25 protein-coding genes, 1 pseudogene and 1 riboswitch are annotated in these 25,077 nt (G+C 63.3%); of the genes and pseudogenes, 10 read left to right on the top strand and 16 right to left on the bottom strand.

The genetic code is table 11. From position 1 onward, the window contains the following. A partial coding sequence (locus AC1D1X_RS00970; RefSeq protein WP_477697692.1) for a DUF72 domain-containing protein occupies positions 1-431 on the top strand: 431 nt, incomplete at its 5' end. Here the strand turns inward: AC1D1X_RS00970 and asd are convergent. Further along, a complete protein-coding gene (asd, locus tag AC1D1X_RS00965; protein ID WP_477670457.1) occupies positions 428-1,282 on the bottom strand; it encodes an archaetidylserine decarboxylase in 855 nt (284 codons plus the stop codon). The two genes, AC1D1X_RS00970 and asd, sit on opposite strands and share 4 nt — an antisense overlap. A gap of 74 nt (positions 1,283-1,356) precedes the next feature. Continuing rightward, positions 1,357-1,545: a heavy-metal-associated domain-containing protein gene (locus AC1D1X_RS00960; protein WP_477670456.1), complete on the bottom strand. Its 189-nt coding sequence runs from the start codon at positions 1,543-1,545 to the stop codon at positions 1,357-1,359. 167 nt (positions 1,546-1,712) lie between these two features. Between AC1D1X_RS00960 and AC1D1X_RS00955 the strand changes: the two genes are divergently transcribed. From AC1D1X_RS00955 to alkB, 4 genes are all read left to right on the top strand, one after another. Next, entirely contained in the window at positions 1,713-4,154 is a 2,442-nt protein-coding gene (locus AC1D1X_RS00955; protein WP_477670455.1) for a heavy metal translocating P-type ATPase, read from the top strand. Next, complete coding sequence (cueR, locus tag AC1D1X_RS00950; protein WP_477670454.1) at positions 4,147-4,560, top strand: Cu(I)-responsive transcriptional regulator; 414 nt, start codon at positions 4,147-4,149, stop codon at positions 4,558-4,560. The genes AC1D1X_RS00955 and cueR overlap by 8 nt, the downstream gene beginning before the upstream one ends. A 101-nt stretch (positions 4,561-4,661) precedes the next feature. Next, the gene (locus tag AC1D1X_RS00945; protein ID WP_477670453.1) at positions 4,662-5,405 is read left to right on the top strand and encodes a 2OG-Fe(II) oxygenase; all 744 of its coding nucleotides are present in this window, start codon (positions 4,662-4,664) and stop codon (positions 5,403-5,405) included. Positions 5,406-5,415: 10 nt separating this feature from the next. Continuing rightward, positions 5,416-6,069 carry a DNA oxidative demethylase AlkB gene (alkB, locus tag AC1D1X_RS00940; protein ID WP_477670452.1) on the top strand — a complete coding sequence of 218 codons (654 nt, stop codon included), beginning with the start codon at positions 5,416-5,418 and terminating at the stop codon, positions 6,067-6,069. A 15-nt stretch (positions 6,070-6,084) separates the two neighbouring features. Here alkB and otnI read toward each other — a convergent pair whose 3' ends face one another. The 10 genes from otnI to AC1D1X_RS00890 all read right to left on the bottom strand — a co-directional run bounded on the left by otnI (position 6,085) and on the right by AC1D1X_RS00890 (position 16,908). Next, positions 6,085-6,918 carry a 2-oxo-tetronate isomerase gene (otnI, locus tag AC1D1X_RS00935; RefSeq protein WP_477670451.1) on the bottom strand — a complete coding sequence of 278 codons (834 nt, stop codon included), beginning with the start codon at positions 6,916-6,918 and terminating at the stop codon, positions 6,085-6,087. Between the two features lie 5 nt (positions 6,919-6,923). Continuing rightward, a complete protein-coding gene (locus AC1D1X_RS00930) occupies positions 6,924-8,801 on the bottom strand; it encodes a SulP family inorganic anion transporter (RefSeq protein WP_477697691.1) in 1,878 nt (625 codons plus the stop codon). Between the two features lie 103 nt (positions 8,802-8,904). Beyond that, a complete protein-coding gene (locus AC1D1X_RS00925; RefSeq protein WP_477670449.1) occupies positions 8,905-9,942 on the bottom strand; it encodes a Cj0069 family protein in 1,038 nt (345 codons plus the stop codon). Between the two features lie 18 nt (positions 9,943-9,960). Next, positions 9,961-10,887 carry an amidohydrolase family protein gene (locus AC1D1X_RS00920; protein WP_477697690.1) on the bottom strand — a complete coding sequence of 309 codons (927 nt, stop codon included), beginning with the start codon at positions 10,885-10,887 and terminating at the stop codon, positions 9,961-9,963. Between the two features lie 10 nt (positions 10,888-10,897). After that, on the bottom strand, positions 10,898-11,806 hold the full coding sequence (locus AC1D1X_RS00915; protein ID WP_477670447.1) for a Fe-Mn family superoxide dismutase: 909 nt from the start codon (positions 11,804-11,806) through the stop codon (positions 10,898-10,900). 10 nt (positions 11,807-11,816) lie between these two features. Beyond that, complete coding sequence (gene chrA, locus AC1D1X_RS00910; RefSeq protein ID WP_477697689.1) at positions 11,817-13,166, bottom strand: chromate efflux transporter; 1,350 nt, start codon at positions 13,164-13,166, stop codon at positions 11,817-11,819. Further along, positions 13,163-14,107 (bottom strand): chromate resistance protein ChrB domain-containing protein, encoded by a 945-nt coding sequence (locus AC1D1X_RS00905; protein WP_477670445.1) that lies wholly within the window; start codon positions 14,105-14,107, stop codon positions 13,163-13,165. The genes chrA and AC1D1X_RS00905 overlap by 4 nt, the downstream gene beginning before the upstream one ends. A 217-nt stretch (positions 14,108-14,324) precedes the next feature. Beyond that, positions 14,325-14,933 carry a methionine biosynthesis protein MetW gene (gene metW, locus AC1D1X_RS00900; RefSeq protein WP_477670444.1) on the bottom strand — a complete coding sequence of 203 codons (609 nt, stop codon included), beginning with the start codon at positions 14,931-14,933 and terminating at the stop codon, positions 14,325-14,327. Then, positions 14,930-16,090: a homoserine O-succinyltransferase MetX gene (metX, locus tag AC1D1X_RS00895; RefSeq protein WP_477670443.1), complete on the bottom strand. Its 1,161-nt coding sequence runs from the start codon at positions 16,088-16,090 to the stop codon at positions 14,930-14,932. The genes metW and metX overlap by 4 nt, the downstream gene beginning before the upstream one ends. A gap of 254 nt (positions 16,091-16,344) precedes the next feature. Continuing rightward, a complete protein-coding gene (locus tag AC1D1X_RS00890) occupies positions 16,345-16,908 on the bottom strand; it encodes a TMEM165/GDT1 family protein (protein WP_477670442.1) in 564 nt (187 codons plus the stop codon). Between the two features lie 5 nt (positions 16,909-16,913). Then, a riboswitch (yybP-ykoY riboswitch) is annotated at positions 16,914-17,100 on the bottom strand. A gap of 159 nt (positions 17,101-17,259) precedes the next feature. Between AC1D1X_RS00890 and AC1D1X_RS00885 the strand changes: the two genes are divergently transcribed. The 4 genes from AC1D1X_RS00885 to AC1D1X_RS00870 all read left to right on the top strand — a co-directional run bounded on the left by AC1D1X_RS00885 (position 17,260) and on the right by AC1D1X_RS00870 (position 20,562). Next, positions 17,260-18,462 carry an ammonium transporter gene (locus AC1D1X_RS00885; protein ID WP_477697688.1) on the top strand — a complete coding sequence of 401 codons (1,203 nt, stop codon included), beginning with the start codon at positions 17,260-17,262 and terminating at the stop codon, positions 18,460-18,462. Between the two features lie 155 nt (positions 18,463-18,617). Continuing rightward, complete coding sequence (locus AC1D1X_RS00880) at positions 18,618-19,184, top strand: sigma-70 family RNA polymerase sigma factor (RefSeq protein ID WP_457281906.1); 567 nt, start codon at positions 18,618-18,620, stop codon at positions 19,182-19,184. 17 nt (positions 19,185-19,201) lie between these two features. Beyond that, positions 19,202-19,453 carry a zf-HC2 domain-containing protein gene (locus AC1D1X_RS00875; protein WP_477670440.1) on the top strand — a complete coding sequence of 84 codons (252 nt, stop codon included), beginning with the start codon at positions 19,202-19,204 and terminating at the stop codon, positions 19,451-19,453. A 638-nt stretch (positions 19,454-20,091) separates the two neighbouring features. After that, complete coding sequence (locus AC1D1X_RS00870) at positions 20,092-20,562, top strand: RNA recognition motif domain-containing protein (protein ID WP_477697687.1); 471 nt, start codon at positions 20,092-20,094, stop codon at positions 20,560-20,562. 151 nt (positions 20,563-20,713) lie between these two features. On the opposite strand, the gene AC1D1X_RS00865 is transcribed toward AC1D1X_RS00870, so the two are convergent. From AC1D1X_RS00865 to AC1D1X_RS00850, 4 genes and pseudogenes are all read right to left on the bottom strand, one after another. After that, entirely contained in the window at positions 20,714-21,490 is a 777-nt protein-coding gene (locus AC1D1X_RS00865; RefSeq protein WP_477670439.1) for an SDR family oxidoreductase, read from the bottom strand. 31 nt (positions 21,491-21,521) lie between these two features. After that, a pseudogene (lptC, locus tag AC1D1X_RS00860) lies at positions 21,522-21,917 on the bottom strand (LPS export ABC transporter periplasmic protein LptC); the annotation flags it as partial. Continuing rightward, a complete protein-coding gene (locus tag AC1D1X_RS00855; RefSeq protein ID WP_477697686.1) occupies positions 21,854-22,438 on the bottom strand; it encodes a KdsC family phosphatase in 585 nt (194 codons plus the stop codon). The gene AC1D1X_RS00855 and the pseudogene lptC, both read right to left, overlap by 64 nt. 38 nt (positions 22,439-22,476) lie before the next feature. After that, on the bottom strand, positions 22,477-23,469 hold the full coding sequence (locus AC1D1X_RS00850; protein ID WP_477670437.1) for a KpsF/GutQ family sugar-phosphate isomerase: 993 nt from the start codon (positions 23,467-23,469) through the stop codon (positions 22,477-22,479). 115 nt (positions 23,470-23,584) lie between these two features. On the opposite strand from AC1D1X_RS00850, the gene AC1D1X_RS00845 reads away from it, so the two are divergent. Continuing rightward, positions 23,585-25,077 (top strand): cation:proton antiporter (locus AC1D1X_RS00845; RefSeq protein ID WP_477697685.1); only part of this gene is annotated, 1,493 nt, incomplete at its 3' end.

Genomic DNA, 25,077 nt, shown 5'->3' with positions numbered 1-25,077 from the left:
TTCTGTCGCTGCTGCCCAAACAGGTGGACGGCCGGGCGCTGCGCCATGTCGTCGACGTTCGCCACGAGAGCTTTATGTCGCCCGATTACCTGGCGTTGGCGCGMCGTTACAAGGTCGCCACTGTATTTACCGACGCTGACAAATTTCCGTCTTTCGCCGACCTCACGGGTGACTTCGCCTATGCCCGCCTCATGATGAGCGAATCAGGCCTGGAGACCGGCTACGAGGAAAGCGCGCTGAACGCCTGGGCTGAGCGCGCGCGGCAATGGGCTGACGGCTCCGCGCCGGCCGACCTGCCGACGCTGGAAGAAGCCCCGGCACAGGGCAAGCCGCGCGACGTGTTTGTGTATTTCATCAACGGCGCCAAGGAAAGGGCGCCGGCGGCAGCGATGGCGTTTTTAAACCGCCTGGGCTTCACACCCTCTGCTTAACCGTAGACCGCCATGGCTTCGCCGAGCCGTATTTCGCGGCCGGGCGCCCACTCGGCATTGAACTGCAGCGGCCCTTTGGGAAACAGCATGACGACGGTGGAGCCCAGCAGGAAGCGGCCCATTTCCTCGCCCTGCTTGAGGCGGATGGCGGAGGTTGGYTCGTCGGGGTAATCCCATTGCCGCACCACCTTGCCGCGCGGCGGGTTCACCACGCCGTGCCACACCGTGGCCATGCTGCCAACGATGGTCGCGCCGACCAGCACCAGCACAAAGGGCCCGCGCGCCGATTCGAAAACGCAGACCACGCGCTCATTGCGCGCGAACAGCCCCGGCACGCCGCGTGCGGTAACGGGATTGACGGAAAACAGGTCGCCCGGCACATAAATCATGCGCGTCAGCCGACCGCCTGCAGGCATGTGGATGCGGTGGTAGTCCCGGGGGCTCAGATAGAGCGTAGCGAAATGGCCGTCCTGGTAATGCGCCGCCAGCGCCGCATCCCCGCCCACCAACGCAGTAGTCGAATAACTGTGACCCTTGGCCTGAAAGATCTGGTCCTTCTCGATCGCACCGAACTGGCTGATCGCACCGTCCACCGGCGAAATCAGCTCGGCATCAGCCAGCGGTCGCGCGCCGGGCTTGAGCGCACGCGTGAAGAAGTCGTTGAAGGTGAGATAGCTCGCAATGTCGGAGTTGAGCGCCTCGTCCATGTTGACCTGGTACTTGGCGACAAAGCGGCGGATGATTTCGGTGGTGACCCAGCCACGCTCGCGCGAAGCTACAAAACCGGCAAAGTTGGTCAGCGCCTGCTTGGGAAACAGGTATTGGGGGAGGACGGCGAGTCGGTCGGACACTAGGCGGCTTGAATGGAGGGAGGAAGGGCCATTCTATCGACGCCGAAACGTCTTTCCCGCCGGATATCGGCGCACTACTGTGCGGGATAACCCGCCTCGGCCAGCGCAGCCGCCACGGCTTGCCTGTCTTGCGAGGATTGCACCACAACCTTTTTGCCGGGCAAGTCCACACTGACCTGCGCCGCTGCATCCAGCGATTTGATGGCCTGGGTGACGGCGCCAACGCAGTGGCCGCAGCTCATGGCGGGGATATTGAATTCCATAAAGACTCCTTGGAAGCTGTCTGAGAGATTGGTACAGGGATTACCCAGAAGTCTGAACCTTCCCATGGGGGCAGGGTCAAGCGTAGCCCGGCAAGTCCTGCCTCGATTCAGGGCTATTACACCAAGGCGCTTGACCCTCCCATGGTGGTAAGGTTGAGACTACAGGCATGAACACCCCATCCACGTTAAAAACATCTCCCGTCATGCCGGCGCTGACCGAGTGGCAGTTTCCCGTCCAGGGCATGAGTTGCGCGTCCTGCGTGGCGCGTGTGGAACGTTCGCTGGCCAACGTCCCGGGCGTTGAGGACGTGAGCGTCAATTTCGCGACCGAACAGGCCAGCGTCAAGGTGCGCGCCGGTGTCGGCATGGACGCCCTGAAGACCGCCGTCGCCAAAGCCGGCTACAGCGTGGCCGAACAATCCTTGCGGCTCAAAATAGACGGCATGACCTGCGCCTCCTGCGTGTCGCGCGTCGAGAAAGCGCTCAAGCAAATGCCAGGGGTGCTGTCGGCCAGCGTCAACCTGGCGACCGAGACCGCCGAAGTCCGCGTCGCGGGCAAYGCCGCGATGTTGCCGGCGCTGGTGGCGGCAGTGGCCAAAGCCGGTTATCAGGCGAGCGAAATCCCCGCTTCGGGCACCCCCGTGGACAAAACTGGCGCGCCCTGGTGGCCTATCGCGCTGGCAGCCGTCCTGTCTGCGCCGCTGGCGCTGCCCATGGTGGGGGCGCTGTTCGGCAAGGACTGGATGCTGGGCGGCTGGTGGCAATGGCTGCTGGCCACGCCGGTGCAGTTCTGGCTGGGCGCACGTTTTTACCGCGCCGGCTGGAGCGCCTTGCGCGCCCGCACCGGCAATATGGATTTGCTGGTCGCGTTGGGCACCTCAGCTGCCTACGGCCTGAGCGTCTATCAATTGCTGCGGCATGGCGGCCATGGCATGGCGCACCTGTATTTTGAAGCCTCGGCAGTCGTCATCACACTGGTGTTGTTGGGCAAATGGATGGAAGCGCGCGCCAAACACCAGACGACCGCCGCCATCCGCGCGTTGCAGGCGCTGCGCCCCGACACCGCGCGCCGTCGGCGCGATGGAAAGGACGAAGACGTAGCCTTGCAAGACATACAGCTCGGCGACCTGGTGGTGGTGCGCCCTGGCGAACGCATCTCGGTTGATGGCGAGATCGTCGAGGGTTCCACGCAGGTGGACGAGTCGCTGATCACCGGCGAGAGCCTGCCAGTTGCCAAGTACGCAGGCGACCACGTGACTGGCGGCGCAGTCAATGCCGAAGGCCTGATCGTGGTGCGCACCACGGCCGTAGGCGCGGAGTCCACGCTGGCCCGCATCGTGCGTATGGTCGAATCGGCCCAAGCCAAAAAAGCACCCATACAACGGTTGGTGGACCAGGTCAGCGCCGTGTTTGTGCCTGTGGTAATTGCCATTGCCCTGGTGACGCTGCTGGGCTGGGGCCTGGCCACGCAGGACTGGGAGGCGGCCATCCTCAATGCGGTCGCTGTGCTGGTAATCGCCTGTCCCTGTGCACTCGGTCTGGCCACGCCTACCGCCATCATGGTGGGCACGGGCGCCGCCGCACGCCAGGGTATCCTGATCAAGGACGCGGAGGCGCTGGAAGTGGCGCACGGCGTCAAGGTAGTGGCTTTTGACAAGACCGGCACGCTGACCGAGGGCAAACCCGAACTGGTGGCGCTGGAGCCCAGCGCAATCGCTGCCAACGAGTTGCTGGCCTGGTCGACCGCCATCCAGTCGGGCAGCGAACACCCGCTCGCCCGCGCGGTCACACGGCGCGCGGCGGAGCAGCAGCTTGAGATTCCCGCAGCGACGGAGTTGCGCGCCGTCGCCGGCCGCGGCATGGCCGCCGTGGTGGCAGGCCGCGAACTGCGGCTCGGAAGCCCGCGCTTTATGCAGGAGCTGGGCCTGGACCTGAACACCTTCGCCACGCTGAATGCACGCGCCAAAGAACTCGAAGCCCAGGGCCGCACGGTGTCGTGGCTGGCCGAAGTCACCGGAACACCGCAGCTTCTCGGGCTGATGGCGTTTGGCGACATGCTCAAAAGCAGCGCGGCGCCGGCGATTTCCCGCCTCCACGCACTGGGCATTCAAACCGCTTTGGTGACCGGCGACAACCGCGGCAGCGCCGAAGCCGTGGCGCAGCAACTCGGAATAGACCTTGTGCACAGCCAGGTGTTGCCGCAAGACAAAGCCGCCATCATCGGCCAACTCAAGGCCGCTGCGCAAGCGCAAAGCGGGCGTGTGGCCATGGTGGGCGACGGCATCAACGATGCACCCGCCCTCGCCGCGGCCGATGTGGGCATCGCGATGTCCACCGGCACCGACGTGGCCATGCACGCCGCCGGCATCACGCTGATGCGCGGCAACCCGGCGCTGGTGGCGGACGCCATCGATATTTCGCGCCGCACCTACGCCAAGATCCGCCAGAACCTGTTCTGGGCTTTTGTTTACAACGTGGTCGGTATTCCGCTGGCTGCGCTGGGGCTGCTCAGCCCCGTCATCGCCGGCGCCGCCATGGCGCTGAGCAGCGCCAGTGTGGTGATGAACGCCCTGCTGTTGCGCCGCTGGAAAGGGAGCACCCATGACTGACACATTTGATATTGGTCCGCTCAACATCGGCCAGGCCGCTGCGCACACGGGCGTGTCCGCCAAGATGATTCGCCACTACGAGTCGCTGGGCCTGCTGCCCACCGTGCACCGCACCGATGCGGGTTACCGCCAGTACGGCGAAAAAGAAGTGCACACGCTGCGCTTCATACGCCGCGCCCGCGCGCTGGGGTTCAGCATGATCGAGATCGCCGAGTTGCTCAAGTTATGGCAGAACAAGCGCCGCGCGAGTGCCGACGTCAAGCGCATCGCGCTGGCCCATGTGGCCGACCTGGAGCGCCGTATTGCCGAGATGGAAGCGATGAAGCAGACCCTGGGCCACCTGGCGCACTGCTGCCAGGGCAACAGCCGGCCTGATTGCCCCATCCTCTCCGAGCTGGCTGCTTGACCAAGGTCGAATGAAATGTCCGATTCCGGCGAGCGTTAGCGAGCCGCCGGATTTATCCTGAATGCGTTGATGGATGCCCCATCGCCTCAAAGGATTTCCGCATGCCGCCCGTTTCCGATGCCCCCAGCCTGTTGCCCGAATCCGCCGGCACGGATGCCGGAACAGGCGGCTGGGCGCACATTACAGCCACACTCAACCGCTACGGCAGCGCCGTGCTGCCGCAGCTGCTGGGCGCGCAGGAATGTGAGGCCGTCACCGCGCTCTATGCCGATGCGGGCCGCTTTCGCAGCCGGGTGGTGATGCAGCGCCACGGCTTCGGCCAGGGCGAATACCAGTACTTCCGCTACCCGCTGCCGGACATCGTGGCGCGGCTGCGCACCACGCTTTACCCGCGGTTGGTCGGCGTGGCCAATGCCTGGAACCAGGCCATGGGGATTGACGTGCGCTATCCGCCGGTCCATGCCGATTTCCTCGCACGCTGTCACGCGGCAGGCCAGCAGCGGCCTACACCGCTGCTCTTGCAATATGGTCCTGGAGACTACAACTGCCTGCACCAGGACCTGTATGGCGAGCACGTGTTCCCGATCCAGGTCGCCGTGCTGCTGTCGCGCCCGGGCGAAGATTTCACGGGCGGCGAGTTTGTGCTGACGGAGCAGCGCCCGCGCATGCAGTCGCGGCCCGAGGTGGTGCCGCTGCGGCAGGGCGACGCCGTGGTGTTTGCCGTGCATCACCGGCCGGTGCAGGGCAGCCGCGGCTTTTACCGGGTCAACATGCGGCACGGCGTGAGCACGGTGCGTAGCGGCCGCCGGCACACGCTGGGCATTATTTTTCATGATGCTGAGTAAAGGAGATGGTGTGACCCTGGGGCTTTTCGATGAGGTGCCGGCGCCATACACCGCGCCCGAGGTGATGGCACCAGGCGCCATGCTGCTGCGCGGCTTTGCCTGCGAGGTGGACGAAGTGTTGCTGCAAGCTGTGCAAGACGTCACCGCGGCCGCGCCGCTGCGCCACCTGGTCACGCCGGGCGGCTACACCATGTCGGTCGCGATGAGCAATTGCGGCGCGCTGGGCTGGGTGTCCGATCACAGCGGTTACCGCTATGACGCGAACGACCCGCTTTCAGGCCGACGCTGGCCGGCCATGCCAGCCTGCTTTGCCGAACTGGCACTGCACGCCGCAGCGGAAGCGGGTTTCGGCAATTTTCGGCCGGACGCCTGCCTGATCAACCGCTATGAGCCCGGAGCGCGCCTCTCGCTACACCAGGACAAGGATGAAGGCAGCATGGAGGCGCCGATTGTGTCGGTGTCGATGGGCTTGCCGGCGGTGTTTTTGTTCGGCGGCCTGAATCGCAGCGACCGCCCCGCGCGATACCGCCTGGTGCATGGCGACGTGGCGGTGTGGGGCGGCCCGTCGCGGCTGGCTTATCACGGCGTAGCACCGCTGGCCGAGGGCGAACACGCGCGCCTGGGCAGGCAGCGCATCAATTTGACGTTTCGTTGCGCGCGCTGAATGCTGCGAACGCGCTCAGGCGCATTCGCGAAGTCTTTTCAGCCAGCCCAGCCCGGCCTGCGTAGCGCCGGCTTCTGCGCCGCGCAGCGGCTTGTATTCACACCCTACCCAACCGCTGTAGCCGAGCTCATCGAGCAGCGCGAACAGATAGGGGTAGTTGATCTCACCGACATCTGGCTCATTGCGGCCGGGTGCGCCCGCGATCTGCAGATGGCCGACGTGGCCCGTGGGCAGGTATTTGCGCAGTTTCATGGCCAGGTCGCCTTCAACGATCTGGCAGTGGTAAAGATCCATCTGCACCTTGACGTTGGGCGCACCCACTTCGCGGATGATTTCATGTGCGTGGTCTTGCCGGTTCAAAAAGAAGCGCGGAATGTCGCGGGTGTTGATAGGCTCGATCAACAGGTCCACACCCACCTTGGCCGCCAGTGGGGCCGCCTCGCGCAGGTTGTTCACATAGGTCGGTTGCACCGCCTCGCGCTCCACCCCGGCGGGCAGTACGCCCGCCATTACGTGGATGCGCGGGCAGCCCAGCGATTGCGCATACTCCAGCGCAATCGCGATACCGGCACGGAACTCCGCTTCATGGCCCGGCAGGCAGGCCGTGCCTTTTTGCGAGCTTGCCCAAGCCTTCTCGATGCTGGCCACATCGACGCCACCGGGCGGTGCGTTGAACAGCACCAGCTGCTGGCCGTGTTGCTGCAGGATGGCTTTGAGCGCCGCGGGTTCCCATGCATAGGGCGAGAGGATTTCCACGGCCGTGAAACCGTCACGAGCGGCTGCGGCAAAGCGTTCGGCCATGGGAAGCTCGGTGTACATCCAGCTAAGGTTGGCGGCGAATTGGGGCATGGGTTTCAGGGGGTGGGTGTGTCGGGGCCTGGCGCAGACTGGCATTCCCAGAATATCCGCGCGGTGCAGTGGCGGCAAATTTCAGGGTCCAGCTTATTGAAGATGGTGGAGATCGCGGTGAACTTGTCGGGGAACTGGTGCTCTGGCCCCAGCACGCTGGTAAAGCCCGTTTTGCGCCACATGCGGATGACTTCAGGCCGCGGCCGGTGGAAGTACAGGTCACCGCCCATGGCGCGGCGCGCGGCGAGCTCGGCCTCCCACAGCTCGGCGCCGGCCAGATCAATGAAGTTCATGCTCTTGCCCATGACAAGCAGGTGTTTTTGCGGCTGAGGCTGGGTGCGCAGCGAATGCAGGATGTCGGCGACGTGCTGTGTCGCGCCAAAGTAGACCTCGCCTTCCATTCGCAGCAATTTGAGCTGCGGGCATTCAGGCAAGGCCTGGGGCGTCGCTTCCGACGACGCTTCGGCCTTCTGTGCGGAAACGACGTCAACCCCCGCATCAACGCTGTTGTCGATCACCACAAACTGCCGGTCCAGCCCGCGGCTGTCAAAACCCATGGTGCGCATCGCAGGCTTTGACGTGCGGTAGAGGAAGGACATCAGCGACAAAATCATGCCCAGCAAGATCGCGATCTCCAGCCGTATGGTGACGGTCGCCACCATGGTGGCCATCGCCACGCCAAAGTCGCTGCGGCTCAAGGTGAACAGCTGGCGCCAGCGTGCGAAGTCCAGCAGCGCGAACGCCACCAGCACCAGCAGCGCCGCCAGCGCGGCCATGGGGATTTGCGCGAGTAGCGGCGCGCTCACCGCCACCAGCGCCAGCAGCAACAAAGCCGAAAATACCGAGGCCAGCGGGGTGCGCGCACCGGCCTCCAGGTTGGGCATGGAGCGGTTCATCGAGCCGCAGGAAACGTAGCTTGAGAAAAACCCGCCGACGATGTTGGACAGGCCCTGGCCGCGGAACTCGCGGTTGGCGTCTATGCGTTGGCCCGAGCGCAGCGCCACCGTCTTGGCGATCGAGATCGCCTGGCCCAGCGCGACGATGGTCAGCGCAAACGCCAGGCCGATAAGGTCGGCGGCCTGCGCCCAGCTGATGCGCGGCACTTCGAACCTCGSCCAGGGTACGGGGATCTGGCCCACAGTACGCAACGAGGCGGAGGGTGCGGCACCGGGATAAAGAAGGCCGCTCCACACCCAGGCCAGCGCAGTGGCCACCGCCAATCCGATCAACATGTACGGCCAGTTGCGGCGCAGGTGGCGCAGCAGCAGCGCGACACCCAGGGTGATGGCCGCAACACCCAGCGCCATGGGCTGGGCGGAAGTGATCTGCGTGAGAACATGTCCAAGAACCGCGGCCGCGCTGTGCTCAGGCGCAGCCGCCAGGCCCAGCAGGTCGGGCAACGCATGCACAGCGATCAGCAGCGCAGCGCCCGAAGTAAAACCAAACAGCACCGCCGGTGAAATGAAGTTGGCCAGCACACCCAGGCGCAACGCGCCAATCAGCCACTGCATGACTCCCACCATCACGGTGACGGCCAGCGCCAGCTGAATGTAGAGCGGGCTAAAGGCCATGGCCAGCGGCGAGAGCATGGCGAACAGAGCCAGCGAGTTGGCGTTTGTAGGGCCCGACATGACATGCCGGCTGGAACCGAACAGCGCGGCGATGATGCAGGGAATCACGGCGGTGTAAAGGCCGTAGGCCGGCGGCAGGCCGGCCAGCGTTGCGAAGGCAATGCCTTGCGGCAGCACCAGCACTGCGCCCAAGAGACCCGCCATCGCATCGGCCCGCACAGTAGCAGGCGACACCTCGCGCACCCAGTCGCCAAAAAGGCGTTCCAGGAGGAGGGTCGATGACCGGGATTCGCTGGGGGCTGAGGGTTCCATCACGAGGGCCTGAGCATACCGCGCCCAGCCCCCGGTCATCCAGAGCGGCGATCAGGTCAGGTCGGACAAACGCAACAGCAAACCGGCAAGCGCCGACAAGCGATCAAATCTGCTCTAGACGACGTTGCACAGCCAAAACCAGTGGCTGGATTGCGGAGTCCGGGAATGGCGCTACGCTGCTGACGTTAATCTCGCAAAGCACATAGTACTCAGAGGCATCGACGAGAGGCTCGCCGAACATGAAATCGCAGTCCCACAAGAAGGGAAGCCGCTCGCGCGCGAGGCCGACGCGTGCACGAAGCAACTCGACCCACTCGGTCTCCAGTCGTTCCTTCAGGTACCGGAATTGCGGCAGGTCCGCGGCGTAGTACAGCCTCGGGCCGGATTGCGGCGCTGGCTGGCCAGGCGCGGCGGGGTAGAGCGCATTCACCGACTGGTGTCCGAACCCCTCGACCCGGTCCTCCACCAAATAGGCCCGAACCATGCCTTCCACCAACCGTGGTTGCCATGCCTGGTCGATCATGTGCCCGCCATTCGCCGGCTCGAAGTACGGAGCCAGTCTTGCCAGCAGCGCCGGGAGCTCCATCAGCTCCTCGTCGCTGCCGCGCTGGGCGTGGCGCACACGCAGGCACGCGGGTGTGCCAATGGGACTCACCAGTTCCACACGCCAGACACCGATACCACTATGCCCCCGGTATTGCTTGAGCACCCGCGGGCCCTTGCGGAGCCGTTCCGGCAATTCTTCCTCAAGCTGTTTGAGGCTTTCGACTCGGCAAACGTCGCTGCCGAACGGGAGATCGCGCGTGTGAAGCAAGACGTCTTTGGTTCCCAGCTTCAGGATGGTCTCGGGGTGCGCGCTGACCACAACCCCCGAGTCGGCAACCCGCCGCAGCATGGCGTCCAGGACGTCCCGTCTTCGTCCGCCCTCGATGGGGTTGCACCATGTCAGCACAAGGCGGCAGTCGCGCACCTGCGCCTCCACTTCCTCGGCGAAGGCATCGTTGTACACGGCCGGGACGGCGCTTACTCCGGCGCTCGCAAACGCCTCGAACAAAGCGGCAAAGCGGCTTTCAGCTGGATCCGCGCGGTCCCGCATGGCGCGATCGCCAGGATAGAGCAATGCGACGGAAGGTCTGGGCATGATCAGCTCCTTGAAGGCTTACGCGTGCAGCAGGCGCCGCGCATTTCCGTTGGCGATCAGCTCCCGGCCGGCTTCGCCTAGGCCACACTGGTCGAACAGRCTGGTGAGCCGGGCCGGCAGATCCGTTTCAGTCACGACCGGCCAATCCGTGCCGGTGACGACATGGTCCTCCCCGACAAGGTCGATGGCCGCACGCAGCATGACCGGATGCGTGCCTGTCGTGTCGATGTAAACATTGCGYCGCGGCGACGCGTGTTTGCCGATCCGCGCGCCATCCGCCAGGCATTCCCCGAGCATCAAACCCCCAAGCRCAAGCGCAGTGACGACGACGTTCAGATGGGGCATCTCTTCGAACATGCCGGCGTGCACCATGGCAAGCAAGGCGGCGCTGTTGATCGCGCCGCGCGAAAGACGTTCGCTGAACTTTCCTGTGTGCCCAAACTTCTGGCGCAGAGCCGCATCCGGCACCGGGTGCAGGAACACGGGAACGTCCAGCTCCGATGCCGCAAGAAAGGTCGCCCTGGCTTCCGGTGCATCGGGCAGCAGATCCCCTTTCGCGCTCTCGATGAACACGCCTTTCAGGCCCAGCTCCTTGACTGCTCGCGTCAATTCGCGGCCTGACTCCTCGCCACGGTAGGCGTCCACGGTGGCAAGTCCGTGCAACACACCGCTGTGGCGGTGCACCACCTCTGCCATCGAATCGTTTATTTTGCGGATGGTGTCAATGTCCGCCTCCTCGCCTGGGGCCAAGACGAACTCGAGGGACGTGTTGATGACTCGACTCGTCACGCCTGCCGTCTGCAGCGACGCAAGCAATGCCGCCTCTTGCGTCAGCCGCCTGCTTACGCCGTCCCAGAATTCCTTCTGGGCTGGTGGACTGCCTCTGGACGCATCGACCGGAATGCCCGCTCCGGCGAAGTGGCAGTGAAAGTCGATCACGTCCATGGATCACGCCTCAGGTTTGCTTTGCCGCGAGCGGCCGGCCCGCGGCTTTCCAGCCGTCAATACCGCCGCTCAGGAACCTGGCATCGACCCCTGCTGCACGCAGGCGCATGGTCGTGGATCGTCCGACCTCGTGCCCGTAAACGCAATAGACCATCACGGGCTTGTCCTTGGGCAGCTGCGCCGACCAGGCGTTCACCTGGGCCGGGTCTCGCCACTGCGCACCGGGAATGAGCGAGTCCGCCTGGTCGAAGACCCCTGCCCGCCGCACATCCAGAACATGGGCACCGGCGAGGTCGTCGGCAGTGGCTGCGAACGGCTCGCTTGAAGCCTCCACCGCGGCCTGGTAGCGCTCGTACACGCGCGTCCAGTTGATGTTCTCCATGAAGGCATCGACATACTGGCCGGCGGCCGCGCCGAAATCCAGGTGGTAGGCGTGCTCGTACATGTCGAGCGCCAGGATGGGGATGCCACCCGCCACCGCGTGCGTGTGGTCCGCGGCCCACTGGTTCACAAGGGTTCCCTCGCGCGGCTGGAATACCAGCAGCACCCAGCCGGATCCGCCGGCCAGGGCCTTGCCCATCGCGACGAACTCCTCGCGCCATCGTTCAACGCTGCCGAAGTTCGATTGCAGCGCGAGCACCGCCGCCGGTGTCAGCGGCTCGCCGGTGGCACCCAGGCAGTCGAAGTACAGCTCGTGCAACAGCATCGAGTTGGTCGCGATGAGTTCTTCCCGCTTGAGACCATTGAGGTCGAAGCCGGGTGTAGTCGCGAAAGGCATCTCCCGCAACCGGCCGCGGATGGCATTCAGCCGCTTGACGGCGCCRCTGTAGTTGTTCTGGTGGTGGCTGCGCAGCAATTTCTCCGAAAGGCCATTCATGCCGGCAGGGTCGAAGGAGAGGTCGTGAATTCGAGCGTCCATGGGTGCACCTTTAAATAATGTTGCTGAGCCGCAGCGCCAGCCCGACGACGCCGGAGACCAACACGACGGGAATGACACTAACTTTGAAGCGAAACAGCGCCACGGCGGYCGCTACTCCGATGACGAATGAAGCCCACTCGAAGCGGCCCGAGAGGCCTTGCGGCCAGAGCACGTGGTAGGCAAAGAACACAGCGAGATTCAAGATCACGCCCACCACCGCGGCTGTGATGCCGGTCAGTGGAGCCGTGAACTTCAGGTTGCCGTGCGTGGACTCGATGAAAGGCCCGCCGAGCAGGATGAAGAAGAACGACGGCAGAAAAGTGAAGAAGGTGACCACCGTCGCCGCGGCAGCACCGGCCAGGAACAGGGACTCGGGGCCGAATATGGCCTTGGTCCAGCCACCGACGAAGCCGACAAACGCGACGACCATGATCAACGGGCCGGGCGTGGTCTCGCCGAGCGCCAGGCCGTCAATCATCTGGGGGCCGGTGAGCCATTGGTAGTTGTCCACTGCGCCCTGGTAGACGTAGGGCAGCACCGCATAGGCACCGCCAAACGTCAGCAGCGCAGCCTTGGTGAAGAACCATGCCATCTGTGTGAGCACCGCGTCCCACCCGTATGCAGCCGTGAGAGCGCCGATGGCGGCTATCCACAGGCCCAGGCAGACGACCAGCACTTGCCTGGCGCGCTTCCAGGTGAAGAACGCGTGGGCGGGTGTGGGCGTGTGGTCATCGATGAGGGCCGGACCGAACTGCTTGGTGGACGCGCCGTGGCCGCCGGTCTTGAACTTGTCGGGTGCGTACTTCCCGCCGAGGTAGCCGATGGCGCCCGCCGCGAGCACGATCAACGGGAACGGTATGTTGAATGCAAAGATGGAGATAAACGCCGCCGCCGCGATGCCCCACAACCAGCCGTTTTTGAGGGCGCGGGAGCCAACCCGGTAGGCGGCATGCACGACCAGTGCGGTGACGGCTGGCTTGATGCCGTAGAACAGGCCCGCGATGGCCGGGACGTGGCCGAAAGCCATGTAGACMCACGACAGTGCAATCAGCAGAAACAGCGACGGCAGGACGAACAGCCCGCCGGCGACAATGCCGCCCCACGTGCGGTGCATCAACCACCCGATGTAGGTCGCGAGTTGCTGCGCCTCCGGGCCGGGCAGCAGCATGCAGTAGTTCAAGGCGTGCAGGAAGCGGTTCTCGGAAATCCAGCGCCGGCGCTCTACGAGCTCCTCGTGCATGATGGCTATTTGCCCTGCGGGCCCGCCGAAGCTGATGAAGCCAAGCTTCAACCAGAAGGAGAACGCTTCCCCGCGAGTGATGGGTTGGGGCCCTGTCTGGTCGACGGTATCAGTGGTCATTTGGCGGCCTTCAGAGCGGCGTGCAGGGTGTCAAAAAATGCGAGCGCCGCCTCAAGCAGCTGGTCGTCGTCCGCGTGCTGCGCTTGCAAACCGCGAACGATCATTTCGATGCCCGGCGCTTCGTCGAGCGGAATGCCCCCGACGTCGATGTAATGCACAAGCTGACCGAGCCGCGCCAGGGCGGGCTTCTCGTCAAGGCCGAAGCTCCTGGCGACGACCTCAAAGGTCACCAGTTCACCCACGTGCGTGAAGGCCGCTCCGTCGAAGTCGTAGCCGAGAGCCTGTTTAGGGCACTTCTTCGGCTCCGCCAGCCAGATGAAGTTCGGGGACTTGTCGATAAAGCGGCGCACCAGCCAGGCTGTGGCCAGGCGGTCTACCCAGGGGCGCTTGCGGGTGGCCCAGGTGCGGCCCTGGTAGTCCTTGATGGAAAGCGCGGGGACAACGGCCCTCGTAGGCGACGGCTCGTCCGGCGAGAGGTGAAGTTCCATCTCACGCCGCAGAGCCGAGACGGCCTCAACACACCCTGCGCTCTCCTTGCCCGGGAAGAAATCGCTTGCCTGGACCTGCTGCAATTGCTGCTCAAGGCTGCGCAGTGTCTTGTGGAGTTCCGCTTCGCTGGCCGCCACTATGCTCTTGCGGGCATCCTTCACGGCCTGCACGAGCTCTGCATAGTGCTCGGAGCGGTCGAACAGGGCGCGGAACGCCTGTTCCTGGGCGTCATCGCGCGCGCGCAATTCGAGCAAGTAGGCGTCAGCTCCAGCGTCGGCAATCGTCTTGGCGAGCTCCCGCAGAGCAAGGGCGGAGGGCGCGGTGGCCGGAAGGACATAGACCCCCTCCCGAAGCGTTCCCGCACCTGTAGCCTTGAGTGCACGCCACACCCGGACCCGCAGGCCACTTGGGGTGGTCGGCAGTGTTGCGGTAAGGATCAGCCAGTCAGTCATGAAGCAATCATCTCATGACGTGATGAACGTTACAAGAGGGCTCGGCAGATTTGTGCTGAAAACGTACTGTTGACAGCTTTCGAACGCGTCGCAACATGCTCCAGCACGACTTGGAGGCGCGGGGGCGCCAGGTCGGAATTCCGGCCGACCCATTCGGAATTGCGGGTTATGTCTGCTTTTTGGCCGAAGCCGCGTTAGCGATCAGACAGCGCCGGCGCTACTCACGCTTGAACTTGAAAACCGCCCGGCTGGCGCGGGCATTCGGCCAAAAGCGGACTTCGCGGCCATCCTGCAAGCCGAAGGAATCCAGGATCTGCAACTGGTTTTGCAGCGCAAGCGCTTCAAAATCCTGCAGCGTGCCGACACGGATGTTGGGCGTGTCATACCACTGGTAAGGCAACACCTTCGTTACCGGCATGCGGCCGCGCGCAACAGCCAGGCGGTTGGGCCAGTGGCCGAAGTTGGGAAACACGACGATGCCGGCGCGGCCTACACGCGCGGTTTCACGCAGCATGGTTTCGGCGTTGTGCAGGTGTTGCAGCGTGTCGATCTGCAGCACCACGTCAAACGAGCGGTCGCCAAACAGCGCCAGGCCCGCTTCCAGGTTGAGCTGGATCACGTTGACGCCGCGCGCCACGCAGGCCTGCACGTTGGCGTCGTTGATCTCGACGCCGTAGCCCGAGCAGCCGCGCTCACGGATCAGGTAGTCCAGCAGCTCGCCGGTGCCGCAGCCCAGGTCAAGCACACGGGAGCCGTGCGGCACCAGCCGCGCGATCGACAACATATCGGCCGAAGGCTGCACATTGAGTTCGACGGGCAGGTTCATACGGCCACCTTGCTCTGGAAGTAGGAACGCACCACGCCCAGGTAGCGGTCGTCCTCCAGCAAAAATGCATCATGGCCGTGCGGCGCGTCAATCTCGGCGTAGCTCACATCACGCTGGTTGTCGAGCAGCGCCTTGACGATTTCGCGGCTGCGCGCGGGAGAAAACCGCCAGTCGGTGGTGAAGCTCACGAGCAGGAACCTGGCTGTCACATGGGCCAGCGCGTGGGTGAGGTTGCCGCCGTGCGCTCTGGCCGGGTCGAAGTAGTCGAGCGCCCGCGTGATCAGCAAATAGGTATTGGCGTCGAAGTACTCGCTGAATTTGTCGCCCTGGTAGCGCAGGTAGCTTTCGATTTCGAACTCGATGTCTTGCGTGGTGTATTTGTAGGGGACATCGGCGTTCACGGTTTCCTCCACCGCCTGGCGCAGTTGGCGGCCAAATTTTTCATTCATCACGTCATCGCTCAGGTAAGTGATGTGGCCGATCATGCGGGCGATGCGCAAGCCGCGTTTGGGCAACACGCCGTGACGGTAGAAATGGCCGCCGTGAAAATCGGGATCGGTCACGATGGCGCGGCGGGCGACTTCGTTGAAGGCGATGTTCTCGGCGGTGAGGTTGGGCGCGCTGGCCACCACCACGGCGTGGCGCACGCGGTCGGGGTATTGCAGCGTCCAGGCCAGGGCCTGCATGCCACCCAGGCTGCCGCCCATCACGGCGGCCAGGGTCTGGATGCCCAGGCGATCCAGCAGGCGGGCCTGGGCGCTGACCCAGTCCTGCACCGTGACGACGGGGAAGTCGGCGCCGTAGAGCTCCTGCGTGTCGGGGTTGGGCTGCATGGGGCCGGTGGAGCCGAAACAGGAGCCTAAATTGTTGACGCCGATGACGAAGAAGCGGTCGGTGTCGACCGGCTTGCCCGGGCCGATCATCGTGTCCCACCAGCCTTCGGATTTGGCTATCGGCTGGCCCTGCGCATCGAGGTACACGCCCGCCACATGGTGCGAGGCATTGAGCGCGTGGCAGATCAGCACGGCGTTTGATTTGTCCGCGTTGAGCTCGCCGTAGGTTTCATAGCTCAGGTCGTAGGCGCGTATCGACGCGCCGCTCTGCAGAGGCAAGGCCTCTACAAAGTGCATGCTGAGCGGGGTGGCAATAAGTGTCAAAAAATCACCTGCAGAAACAAAAAACCCGGCATCGCTAAAGCGAGTCCGGGTCGTTGGAGTTCGTCTTTAGCTGTACTTTTTAAGCGCCCGCAAGCTGAGCAAATCGGCGCTAATGAAAGTATACCCCGATGGATGTGGCCCCCACGGTCGTTCGCTTCGCGTAACTCCCTGCCCCCCGAGGGGGCCGCTGCGCCTGAGGCCCGGCAAAGCCGGTTCCTCGGCCCCTGCTGGGTGGGGAGTGCTGTTTGTCTCTTTTATGCTTTCATCAGCAATGCCGCCAGCCCCAGCCCGGCAAAAATGAGCGCCGAGACGATGTGCACCGCACGCAGCGGCACCAGGCGGGTGACGCGCTCGCCCAGCCAGACCACCGGCGCATTGGCCAGCATCATGCCCAGCGTGGTGCCGGCGACCACGCTGACGATGGCGTCGTAGCGCGCGGCCAGCATCACGGTGGCGATCTGTGTCTTGTCGCCCATTTCCGCCAGGAAGAACACCAGCACGGTGGTGAAGAACACGCCGTAACGCGGCGGCTTTTCCTCTTCGTCCGCGTCCAGCTTGTCGGGCACCAGCATCCACGCCGCCATGGCCAGAAACGAGGCGCCCAGGATCCAGCGCAGCATTTGCGGGCCGATCAGTGTGGTGACCCAGGCGCCGGCGGCGCCGGCCAATGCGTGGTTGACCAGGGTCGCGACAAAGATGCCGGCGACGATGGGCCAGGGCTTCTTGAAGCGGGCAGCGAGGATAAGCGCGAGGAGTTGCGTCTTGTCGCCCATTTCGGCGAGGGCGACGATGCCCGTGGAGACGAGGAAAGCTTCCATTCAAAAAGACTCCGGCCGAAAACCCATGACTGCACGGCATCCCCGGCCTGAAGCGGAGGCTGTGCAGTCAAAGGTCTCGCGTGATCCGAAGACCGCTTGCGCCATGTCCGAAAGAACAGGTTCCAAGGACAAGTCTGTTGACGCAAGCCCCTTTCAGGATTGAAAGGCTGGCTACTCCCCAATGACAGCTTTCATTATATCGCCAGGCGTCCAGGCGCTTTCAGGCTGAAATGGTGCACCCAGCTGTTCATTCGCACACTTGAGGCGCATTTCTTGCTTGTATTTGGTGCGGTTATGGGAATTTCTCTGAAATCGCACCAACAAATAGCAATTTCATCTGAAGAGGGACTTATGGAAGCACTAAAACAGGGCTCAGATGCCTTGTTCATCCTGCTGGGCGGCATCATGGTGCTCGCCATGCATGCCGGTTTTGCCTTTCTGGAACTGGGTACGGTTCGCAAAAAGAACCAGGTCAATGCCCTGGTCAAGATCCTGGTGGACTTCTCGGTGTCCACCGTGGTGTATTTTGTGGTGGGCTATGGCGTGGCCTACGGCACCCATTTTTTTGTCGGCGCAGAGCAGCTGGCGGCTAGAAACGGCTATGAGCTGGTCAAGTTCTTCTTCTTGCTGACCTTTGCCGCAGCCATTCCGGCGATTATTTCGGGGGGCATCGCCGAGCGGGCGCGTTTTTACCCGCAGCTCATCGCGACCGCCGTCATCGTCGGTTTTGTCTACCCCTTCTTCGAAGGCATCGTCTGGAACCAGCACTTCGGCGTGCAGGCCTGGATCAAGTCACTGACCGGTGCGGAGTTTCATGATTTCGCGGGCTCCATCGTGGTTCACGCCGTGGGCGGCTGGCTGGCCTTGCCGGCGGTGATTTTGCTGGGCGCGCGCAGCAACCGCTACCGCAAGGACGGCGCCGTGTCGGCGCATCCGCCTTCCAACATTCCCTTCCTGGCGCTGGGCGCCTGGGTCCTCACCGTGGGCTGGTTCGGCTTTAACGTGATGAGCGCACAGACCATCGACAAAATCTCCGGCCTGGTTGCCGTCAACTCCCYGATGGCCATGGTCGGCGGCACGCTCGCCGCACTGGTGTTTGGCAAGAATGACCCGGGGTTTGTGCACAACGGGCCGCTGGCCGGCCTGGTGGCGGTATGCGCAGGCTCAGACCTGATGCATCCGCTGGGCGCGCTGGTGACGGGCGGCATCGCCGGTGGCGTGTTCGTCGTGATGTTCACGCTGACACAGAACAAATGGAAGATTGACGACGTACTGGGCGTCTGGCCACTGCATGGCCTGTGCGGCCTGTGGGGTGGCATCGCTGCCGGCATCTTCGGCAACCAGACCCTTGGGGGACTGGGCGGTGTGAGCTTTGGCGCCCAGTTGCTGGGCAGCGCCATGGGTGTGGCCTGGGCGCTGCTCGCGGGCTTTGCTGTCTATGGTGTCCTCAAGTCCACGATGGGCCTCAGGCTGAGCCAGGAAGAAGAATTTGAGGGCGCGGATTTGTCCGTCCACCGCATTGGCGCCACACCTGACCGGGAAGTCAACTGGTAGCGGCGACGCAGGCGGCGCTTTTGCTACTTATTTGATAGCTGCTTGCGCCCGTCCTTATTGGGTTTGGACCCGTTTCTTTTAAAAATCGCGCCTGGGGCGTAAATTTCGTCACGTTCCGGCGCACAAGCATCACACCTGCCGCTAGACTTTCGGCCATGCCTACTTTTGAAGAGCAGCTGGTTGAACACCGCGTCTATCTCCTTCGTTTTGCGCGCCTGCAGCTGCGCAACGATGAATGGGCCGAGGACGCCGTGTCGGAAACATTGCTGGCGGCTTTGTCCAAGCCGCAGTCTTTCGGCAACCGCTCCCAGCTCAAGACGTGGCTTGTCGGCATTCTCAAGCACAAGGTCATTGACCTGATCCGCAGCAATGCGCGCATGGTGGCGGTACCGGACGCCCGCGGCGACGAAGAGGGTGACGAGCTCGACCGGCTCTCTTTCCAGGCCGACGGTCATTTCACCGAACCGCCCAACGACTGGGGCAATCCGGACCAGACCCTGCAGCAGGTTCAGTTCTTCCAGGTACTGGACGCCTGCATGGAACGCCTGCCACCTGCACTGGGGCGGCTGTTCCTGATGCGTGAGTGGCTGGAGCTTTCCTCGCAGGAAGTCTGTAAGGAACTCTCGCTGACACCGACCAACCTGTATGTCCAGTTGCATCGGGCCCGCCTGCGCCTGCAGGAGTGCCTGAATATCCACTGGTTTGGCAAACTCAGCACCTGATACGGCCAGCCCTTAACGTGAAACCCAACATTACCCTGTTAAGACGCACCTGCCGCGAGGCTGCGGCATTGCTGATCGCGCGGGAAGACCGCGCGCTTCGTTTGCCCGACCATATCGCGCTCAAGCTGCATCTTCTGGCCTGCGATGCCTGCCCGAAGTTTGAGAACCAGATTCTGACCATGCGCGCCGCGATGAAGCAGTGGCGCAACTATTCGGATCTTGCCGAGGCTGGCTCCACCGAATTGCCGCCCGATATTCGTCCCAAATAACGCGCCGCCGAAYGGGCGAAGGCGGTCGCCATCTCATCGAATAAATATTGATTCGGATTGAATCATTGCAATTTTTTGTAACTATTTTCCTTCCGCGCGCGCGTCAACTGTCCTGCTTATGGCTTTTAACGGACACATCCTCGCTTCCAGCATCAGGGCTGTCCGGAGAGAACTTACGACTCTGATTTCTTCGCTCCGGCAGCCTCTATTCATTGGTAAATCCATCAACAGTAGGCGCTAACTTATTAAGCGGGGCCGTAAATTCGGGCCACTAATAGCGCTTTATTGTTAAACACCCGCGTAGCTGGGGCGAAAACCCCATCGCGGGCTTTTTGTTGCGCCATCTTCAATAGAAGTGCTTTGGGCTACCCTCCGCGGCCTTCAAGTCAGCCGGCAGGTCGATACAAAAATCGTAAACAAACCCGGGAAGCCCCTGTTTATGCGGGCTTGCGAGGCCCAGGCGTAACGCCGGCTGGTTGTCTTTTTGATAACTGACGCATAATATGCCGGTGCGAGTGTCACTATTCGCACACGTTAGGTGATCGGTCAGTTTCGCGCGCTACAGCGGTACGTATCAAGATTTGTTGTGCTTTCGGGACCCCATCGCTTTTGTTTTTGTRTTTTWGAGGAGTCCCTTCATGGGCAAYAAACTTTACGTCGGCAAYCTGCCGTACTCGGTCCGYGACGAAGACCTGCAACAATCTTTYGGCCAATWYGGCKCTGTCWCCAGCGCTAAAGTCATGATGGAACGCGACACCGGTCGCTCCAAAGGCTTTGGCTTTGTCGAAATGGGCAGCGATGCAGAAGCCCAGGCAGCTATCAACGGCATGAACGGCCAGCCTCTGGGCGGCCGTAGCGTTGTCGTGAACGAAGCACGTCCCATGGAGGCACGTCCTCCACGTAGCGGCGGCTTCGGCGGCGGTGGTGGTGGCGGCTACGGTGGTGGTGGCGGCGGCGATCGTTCCGGCGGTGGTGGCTACGGCGGTGGCGGCGGTGGTCGTTCCGGCGGCGGCGGTAGCGACGGCGGTTTCCGCAGCCCCTACGGCGGCGGCGGTAGCGGCGGTGGCCGTTCCGGTGGCGGCGGCGGCGGTGGACGCGGCGGCTACTAAGCCCTGCAGAACCCCCTCTTCAGCCTCTGGTTGAAGAGCGCTTAAAAGGCTTCAAGACTTCGGTTTTGAAGCCTTTTTGCTTTGCAGCGCCCAACTTACGGGCGCGAGCAGCTCCTGTTTTGATAGCGCAACGCGCAAAGGCGCCCGGCTCTCAGCTCTCGCCCTGGCGATGCTTGCGTGCGCGGCCAGACAAAGCCTTGTCGAACACCGCATTGGGCAGCAGACGCAACAGCTTGGCCACCACGCCCATTTGCCAGGGGATCACCCGGTAGCTGCACCCCCCCTGGATGGTGGCAAACGCTTTTTCGGCAAATACCTCGGCCTTCATCAGAAACGGCATGGCATAGCGGTTTTCGCGGGTCAGCGGCGTGTCGATGTAACCTGGGCAAATCGTCACCACCTTCACGCCACTGGGGCGCAGTTCCCCGCGCAGGCTTTCGCAATAGGCGATGACTGCAGCCTTGCTCGCGCAATAGGCGCCATGGCCGGGAAGGCCCCGTATGCCGGCCACGCTGCCAATACCAACCAGTGTTCCTGTGCCTCGCAAAACCATGCCGGCGATGAACGGATGAAAGGTGGCTGCGACACCGATATTGTTGGTCGCAAAAGTCCGGGCCATGACCTCAAGGTCAGCACGCACCGCGGAGTCCATGCCGATGCTGATACCGGCATTGGCAATCACCACATCGGGCACGCCCTGCGCGGCGATGCAAGCCTCGCCGGCGGACACAATGCTGTCGATGTCGGATACGTCTGCGCCGTAGACCTGGTAGCGGCTCGCACTGATGGCATGGGTCTCGGCCCAGGCCTGGACCTCGGCGGTTCTGCGAGCAGCCAGCGCCAGCCGATAGCCTGCAGAATAAAAACGCAGTGCCAATGCCTGACCGATACCGCTGGAAGCGCCGGTGATAAATACGAGTCTGGACATGGTGGGCAGTCGTTGATTAGAGAGTGTCGCGTTAGCGGGTCGCCGGTGCGTTGCTTGCCGGATTGACGGGTGGTGCAGGCATGAGAGTGGGCAAGGTACCAGCACCTGCAGCGCTGGCCGCGGAACGCGGGACGAGAATGCCGCGGACACGTCCCTTGAGATCGGCCACCTGGTCCAGGTTGTCGTAGGCAAAAGTGTCACCGGTGAACTGGTCGGTGCCGCGAATCAGCAGCACCGGTTTGTGCGACTTCACGCGCTCGTCATTCAGGAAGGCATGAAGAAACTCACCGCGAAATTCCATGCGCGGCGTTTCCTTCCCGTTCGCATCCTGGCTCGCCTCCCTGACCACTACCGCATTGCCCGTCAACTGCACTTCCGATCCATCACCGTTGGTGTAGGCCCGGTTGGCCGTAGCCGTCGTGATGCGCTTTTCCACACACCAGGTGCTTGCGTCACGTGGTGGACCATCGCGCGCACCTCCGCGTGCGCATTGATCGGCGCGCAGCTCAACGCCACACGGGAGAGCACGGGCAGGTCGGGCCAGTCGTCRCCCATGGCTGCGGCAGCGCTCCAGTCCAGCCCCAGGGCCTGCAGCGTGAGCTCGGCGGCCGGGCGTTTGTCCTCCGTACCGAAATGGGCATGGGTGATGCCGAGTGCCTGCAAACGTGCGCGCAGCACGTGGCTATCGCGCCCGGTGATGACGGCGGGAGTAATGCCGGCCCTCTGGAGCAGCTTGAGGCCATGGCCGTCCAGCGTGTTGAACCGTTTGACGATCTCGCCCGAAGCGCGATAACCACCCGACACCACAGCCAGTTCATGGCCGTCGGGGTATTCGGAAAAATACAGGCCACCATCCGTGAGTACACCGTCGACGTCAAAAAATGCCACCTTGATGCCCTGCGCGCGCAGCAGCAGTTCAGGCGGAAAGCTCAGTGTTGGAGTAAGCATCTATCGTTTCACCGCAAGCCAGATAACGGGTGCGAGCGTCATATCACTTTTGCGCGCATCAGGTCGTTGGTATTCAGCGCCCCGCACAACACCCCTGCGTCGTCCACAACCAGCACGCTGGTGATGCGGTACTGCTCCATCAATGCCACAGCCTCGACAGCCAGCGAATCCGGCTGTATCGTGCGCGGATTGGCGCGCATCACGTCGCCCGCCTTGCTGCTACGCAGGTCCACGCCTTTTTCGACCAGCCGGCGTAAATCGCCGTCGGTGAATATACCGAGCACCCGCCGGCTGCCGTCCACCACCGCAGAAGCCCCAAGTCCCTTGGCGCTCATTTCACGCATGAGGTCGGTGAAGCTGGTGTCGGCCAGCACTTGCGGCACCGCATCGCCGCTGCGCATCACGTCACTGACATGCGTGAGCAGTTTCCGGCCGAGCGCACCGCCCGGGTGGGAGCGCGCAAAGTCTTCTTCCTTGAAACCGCGCGCATCCAGCAGGGCGACGGCCAGCGCATCACCCAGGGCGAGCTGCGCGGTCGTGCTGGCCGTCGGCGCCAGATTGAGCGGACAGGCTTCCTGCGCCACGCTGCTGTCAAGCGTTACCCGTGCTTGCCGGGCAAGCGTGGACTGTGCGCCCCCGGTAATTGCCACCAACGGTACGCCCTGGCGGCTCAGCACCGGCAGGATCATCGTCAACTCGGCGCTCTCGCCGCTGTTGGAAATTGCGAGCACCACGTCGATGGCCTTGATCATGCCCAGGTCGCCGTGGCTGGCCTCGGCCGGATGCACAAACATGGCAGGTGTTCCGGTGGAGGCGAGTGTGGCGGCAATCTTGCGGCCTATATGGCCGCTTTTTCCCATGCCCATGACAACCACGCGGCCGCGGCATTGCAGCATCAACTCCACGGCCTGGGCAAACTCATTGCCCAGCCGTCCCACCAGGCCCAGCACAGCGGCGGCTTCTATTTCAAAAGTCTTCCTGGCAAGGCTCAGCACCTGTTCGGCATCAAAATTCACGGCGTCAAGGCTCATGGCTGCATTCTATAGAGGCGGGCAGGCCCATCCCGCCGGCCAACCCCCGCGCGAATGGGCCTTTGCCGCCTGCAATTGGTCAAGGCCATGCAATATCCTCGGCTACCATCAACGCATGAGCGCGCTTGAACTGACCCTGCTGTACCTGCTGGCTGCTGTGCTGGGTGTGGTGGCATGCCGTTCGCTCAAGCTGCCGCCCATGCTGGGTTACCTGGCGGTCGGCGTGGTCATCGGGCCCAACGCGCTGGCGCTGGCACAAAATTCCGACGGCGTCAGGCATTTGGGCGAGTTCGGCGTGGTGTTTCTGATGTTCGTGATCGGGCTTGAGTTCAACCTGCCCAAGCTGCGCTCCATGCGGCGTCACGTCTTTGGCCTGGGCCTGCTGCAGGTTACGCTGACCATCGTGCTGGCCACGGTGGGCTCGCTGTTCCTTGCCAGCATGGCCCCCGGTCTCTGGAAGATGGGCTGGCAGACCGCGCTGGCGCTGTCCGGTGCCATCGCCATGAGCAGCACCGCCATTGTGGTCAAGCTGCTGTCGGAGCGACTTGAACTCGAATCCGAACACGGCAAGCGCGTTATGGGCRTGCTGTTGTTCCAGGACTTGGCCGTTGTGCCGTTGCTCGTGCTGATTCCGGCACTGGGGGCGCCCGCCGATGCGCTCCTGATGGCGCTGGCGATCGCGGGGTTGAAGGCGGCCGTGCTGGTGGGGCTGCTGCTCACCGGCGGGCAACGCATCATGCGCTGGTGGCTCACCATCGTGGCACGGCGCAAAAGCGAAGAACTGTTCGTGCTCAACCTGCTGCTGGTCACGCTGGCGCTGGCCTGGCTGACCGAGCGCGCCGGGCTGAGCCTGGCGCTGGGCGCGTTTATCGCCGGCATGCTGATCTCCGAGACGGAATACAAGCACCAGGTCGAAACCGACATTCGGCCCTTCCATGATGTTTTGCTGGGCCTTTTCTTCATCAGCATCGGCATGCTGCTGGACTGGYGGCTGGTGCTGGAACGATGGCCGCTGGTGCTGTTGCTGACGACGTTGCCTGTTCTCTTCAAGCTGGTGCTGGTTACCGCGCTGGCGCGTTCGCTGGGTGCAACAGCCGGCGTATCGCTGCGCACCGGCCTGTACCTTGCGCAGGCGGGTGAATTCGGCTTTGTGCTGCTCACGCTGGCCCAGCAGGGCAACCTGGTGCCCCCCGCGCTGTTAAACCCCATTTTGGCCAGCATGGTGCTGTCCATGCTGGCAACGCCTTTCATCATCATGTACAGCAACCGCATYGTGATGAAGCTGGTTTCCAGCGAGTGGCTGCAGCAATCGCTGCAAATGACCACCATCGCGCGCAAGTCCATCAACGCCAACAAACACGTGATCATCTGCGGCTATGGCCGCTGCGGCCAGAACCTGGGTCACATGCTGGAGCGCGAAGGCATCCAGTACATGGCGCTCGACCTCGACCCCGACCGGGTACGGCAGGCCGCAGCCGCAGGCGATTCGGTGGTGTTCGGTGATGCAGTGCGGCTCCAGGCCCTGATGGCCGCCGGGCTGGCCCGGGCCAGCGCCGTGGTGGTAACTTATCTCGACACAGCCAGCGCCCTCAAAGTGCTGGCCAACAC

It is taken from the genome of Polaromonas sp. P1_G4 (assembly GCF_056405475.1).
This window is presented reverse-complemented; position numbering and strand designations above follow the sequence as displayed.

Coding starts and splice junctions, on each gene's coding strand:
- AC1D1X_RS00880 (WP_457281906.1), top strand. CDS start 18,618: ATGCCTACTTTTGAAGAGCAGCTGGTTGAACACCGCGTCTATCTCCTT.
- AC1D1X_RS00850 (WP_477670437.1), bottom strand. CDS start 23,469: ATGAGCCTTGACGCCGTGAATTTTGATGCCGAACAGGTGCTGAGCCTT.
- AC1D1X_RS00905 (WP_477670445.1), bottom strand. CDS start 14,107: ATGACTGACTGGCTGATCCTTACCGCAACACTGCCGACCACCCCAAGT.
- AC1D1X_RS00925 (WP_477670449.1), bottom strand. CDS start 9,942: ATGCCCAGACCTTCCGTCGCATTGCTCTATCCTGGCGATCGCGCCATG.
- metW (WP_477670444.1), bottom strand. CDS start 14,933: ATGAACCTGCCCGTCGAACTCAATGTGCAGCCTTCGGCCGATATGTTG.
- AC1D1X_RS00960 (WP_477670456.1), bottom strand. CDS start 1,545: ATGGAATTCAATATCCCCGCCATGAGCTGCGGCCACTGCGTTGGCGCC.
- AC1D1X_RS00945 (WP_477670453.1), top strand. CDS start 4,662: ATGCCGCCCGTTTCCGATGCCCCCAGCCTGTTGCCCGAATCCGCCGGC.
- cueR (WP_477670454.1), top strand. CDS start 4,147: ATGACTGACACATTTGATATTGGTCCGCTCAACATCGGCCAGGCCGCT.
- AC1D1X_RS00890 (WP_477670442.1), bottom strand. CDS start 16,908: ATGGAAGCTTTCCTCGTCTCCACGGGCATCGTCGCCCTCGCCGAAATG.
- otnI (WP_477670451.1), bottom strand. CDS start 6,918: ATGCCCCAATTCGCCGCCAACCTTAGCTGGATGTACACCGAGCTTCCC.
- AC1D1X_RS00865 (WP_477670439.1), bottom strand. CDS start 21,490: ATGTCCAGACTCGTATTTATCACCGGCGCTTCCAGCGGTATCGGTCAG.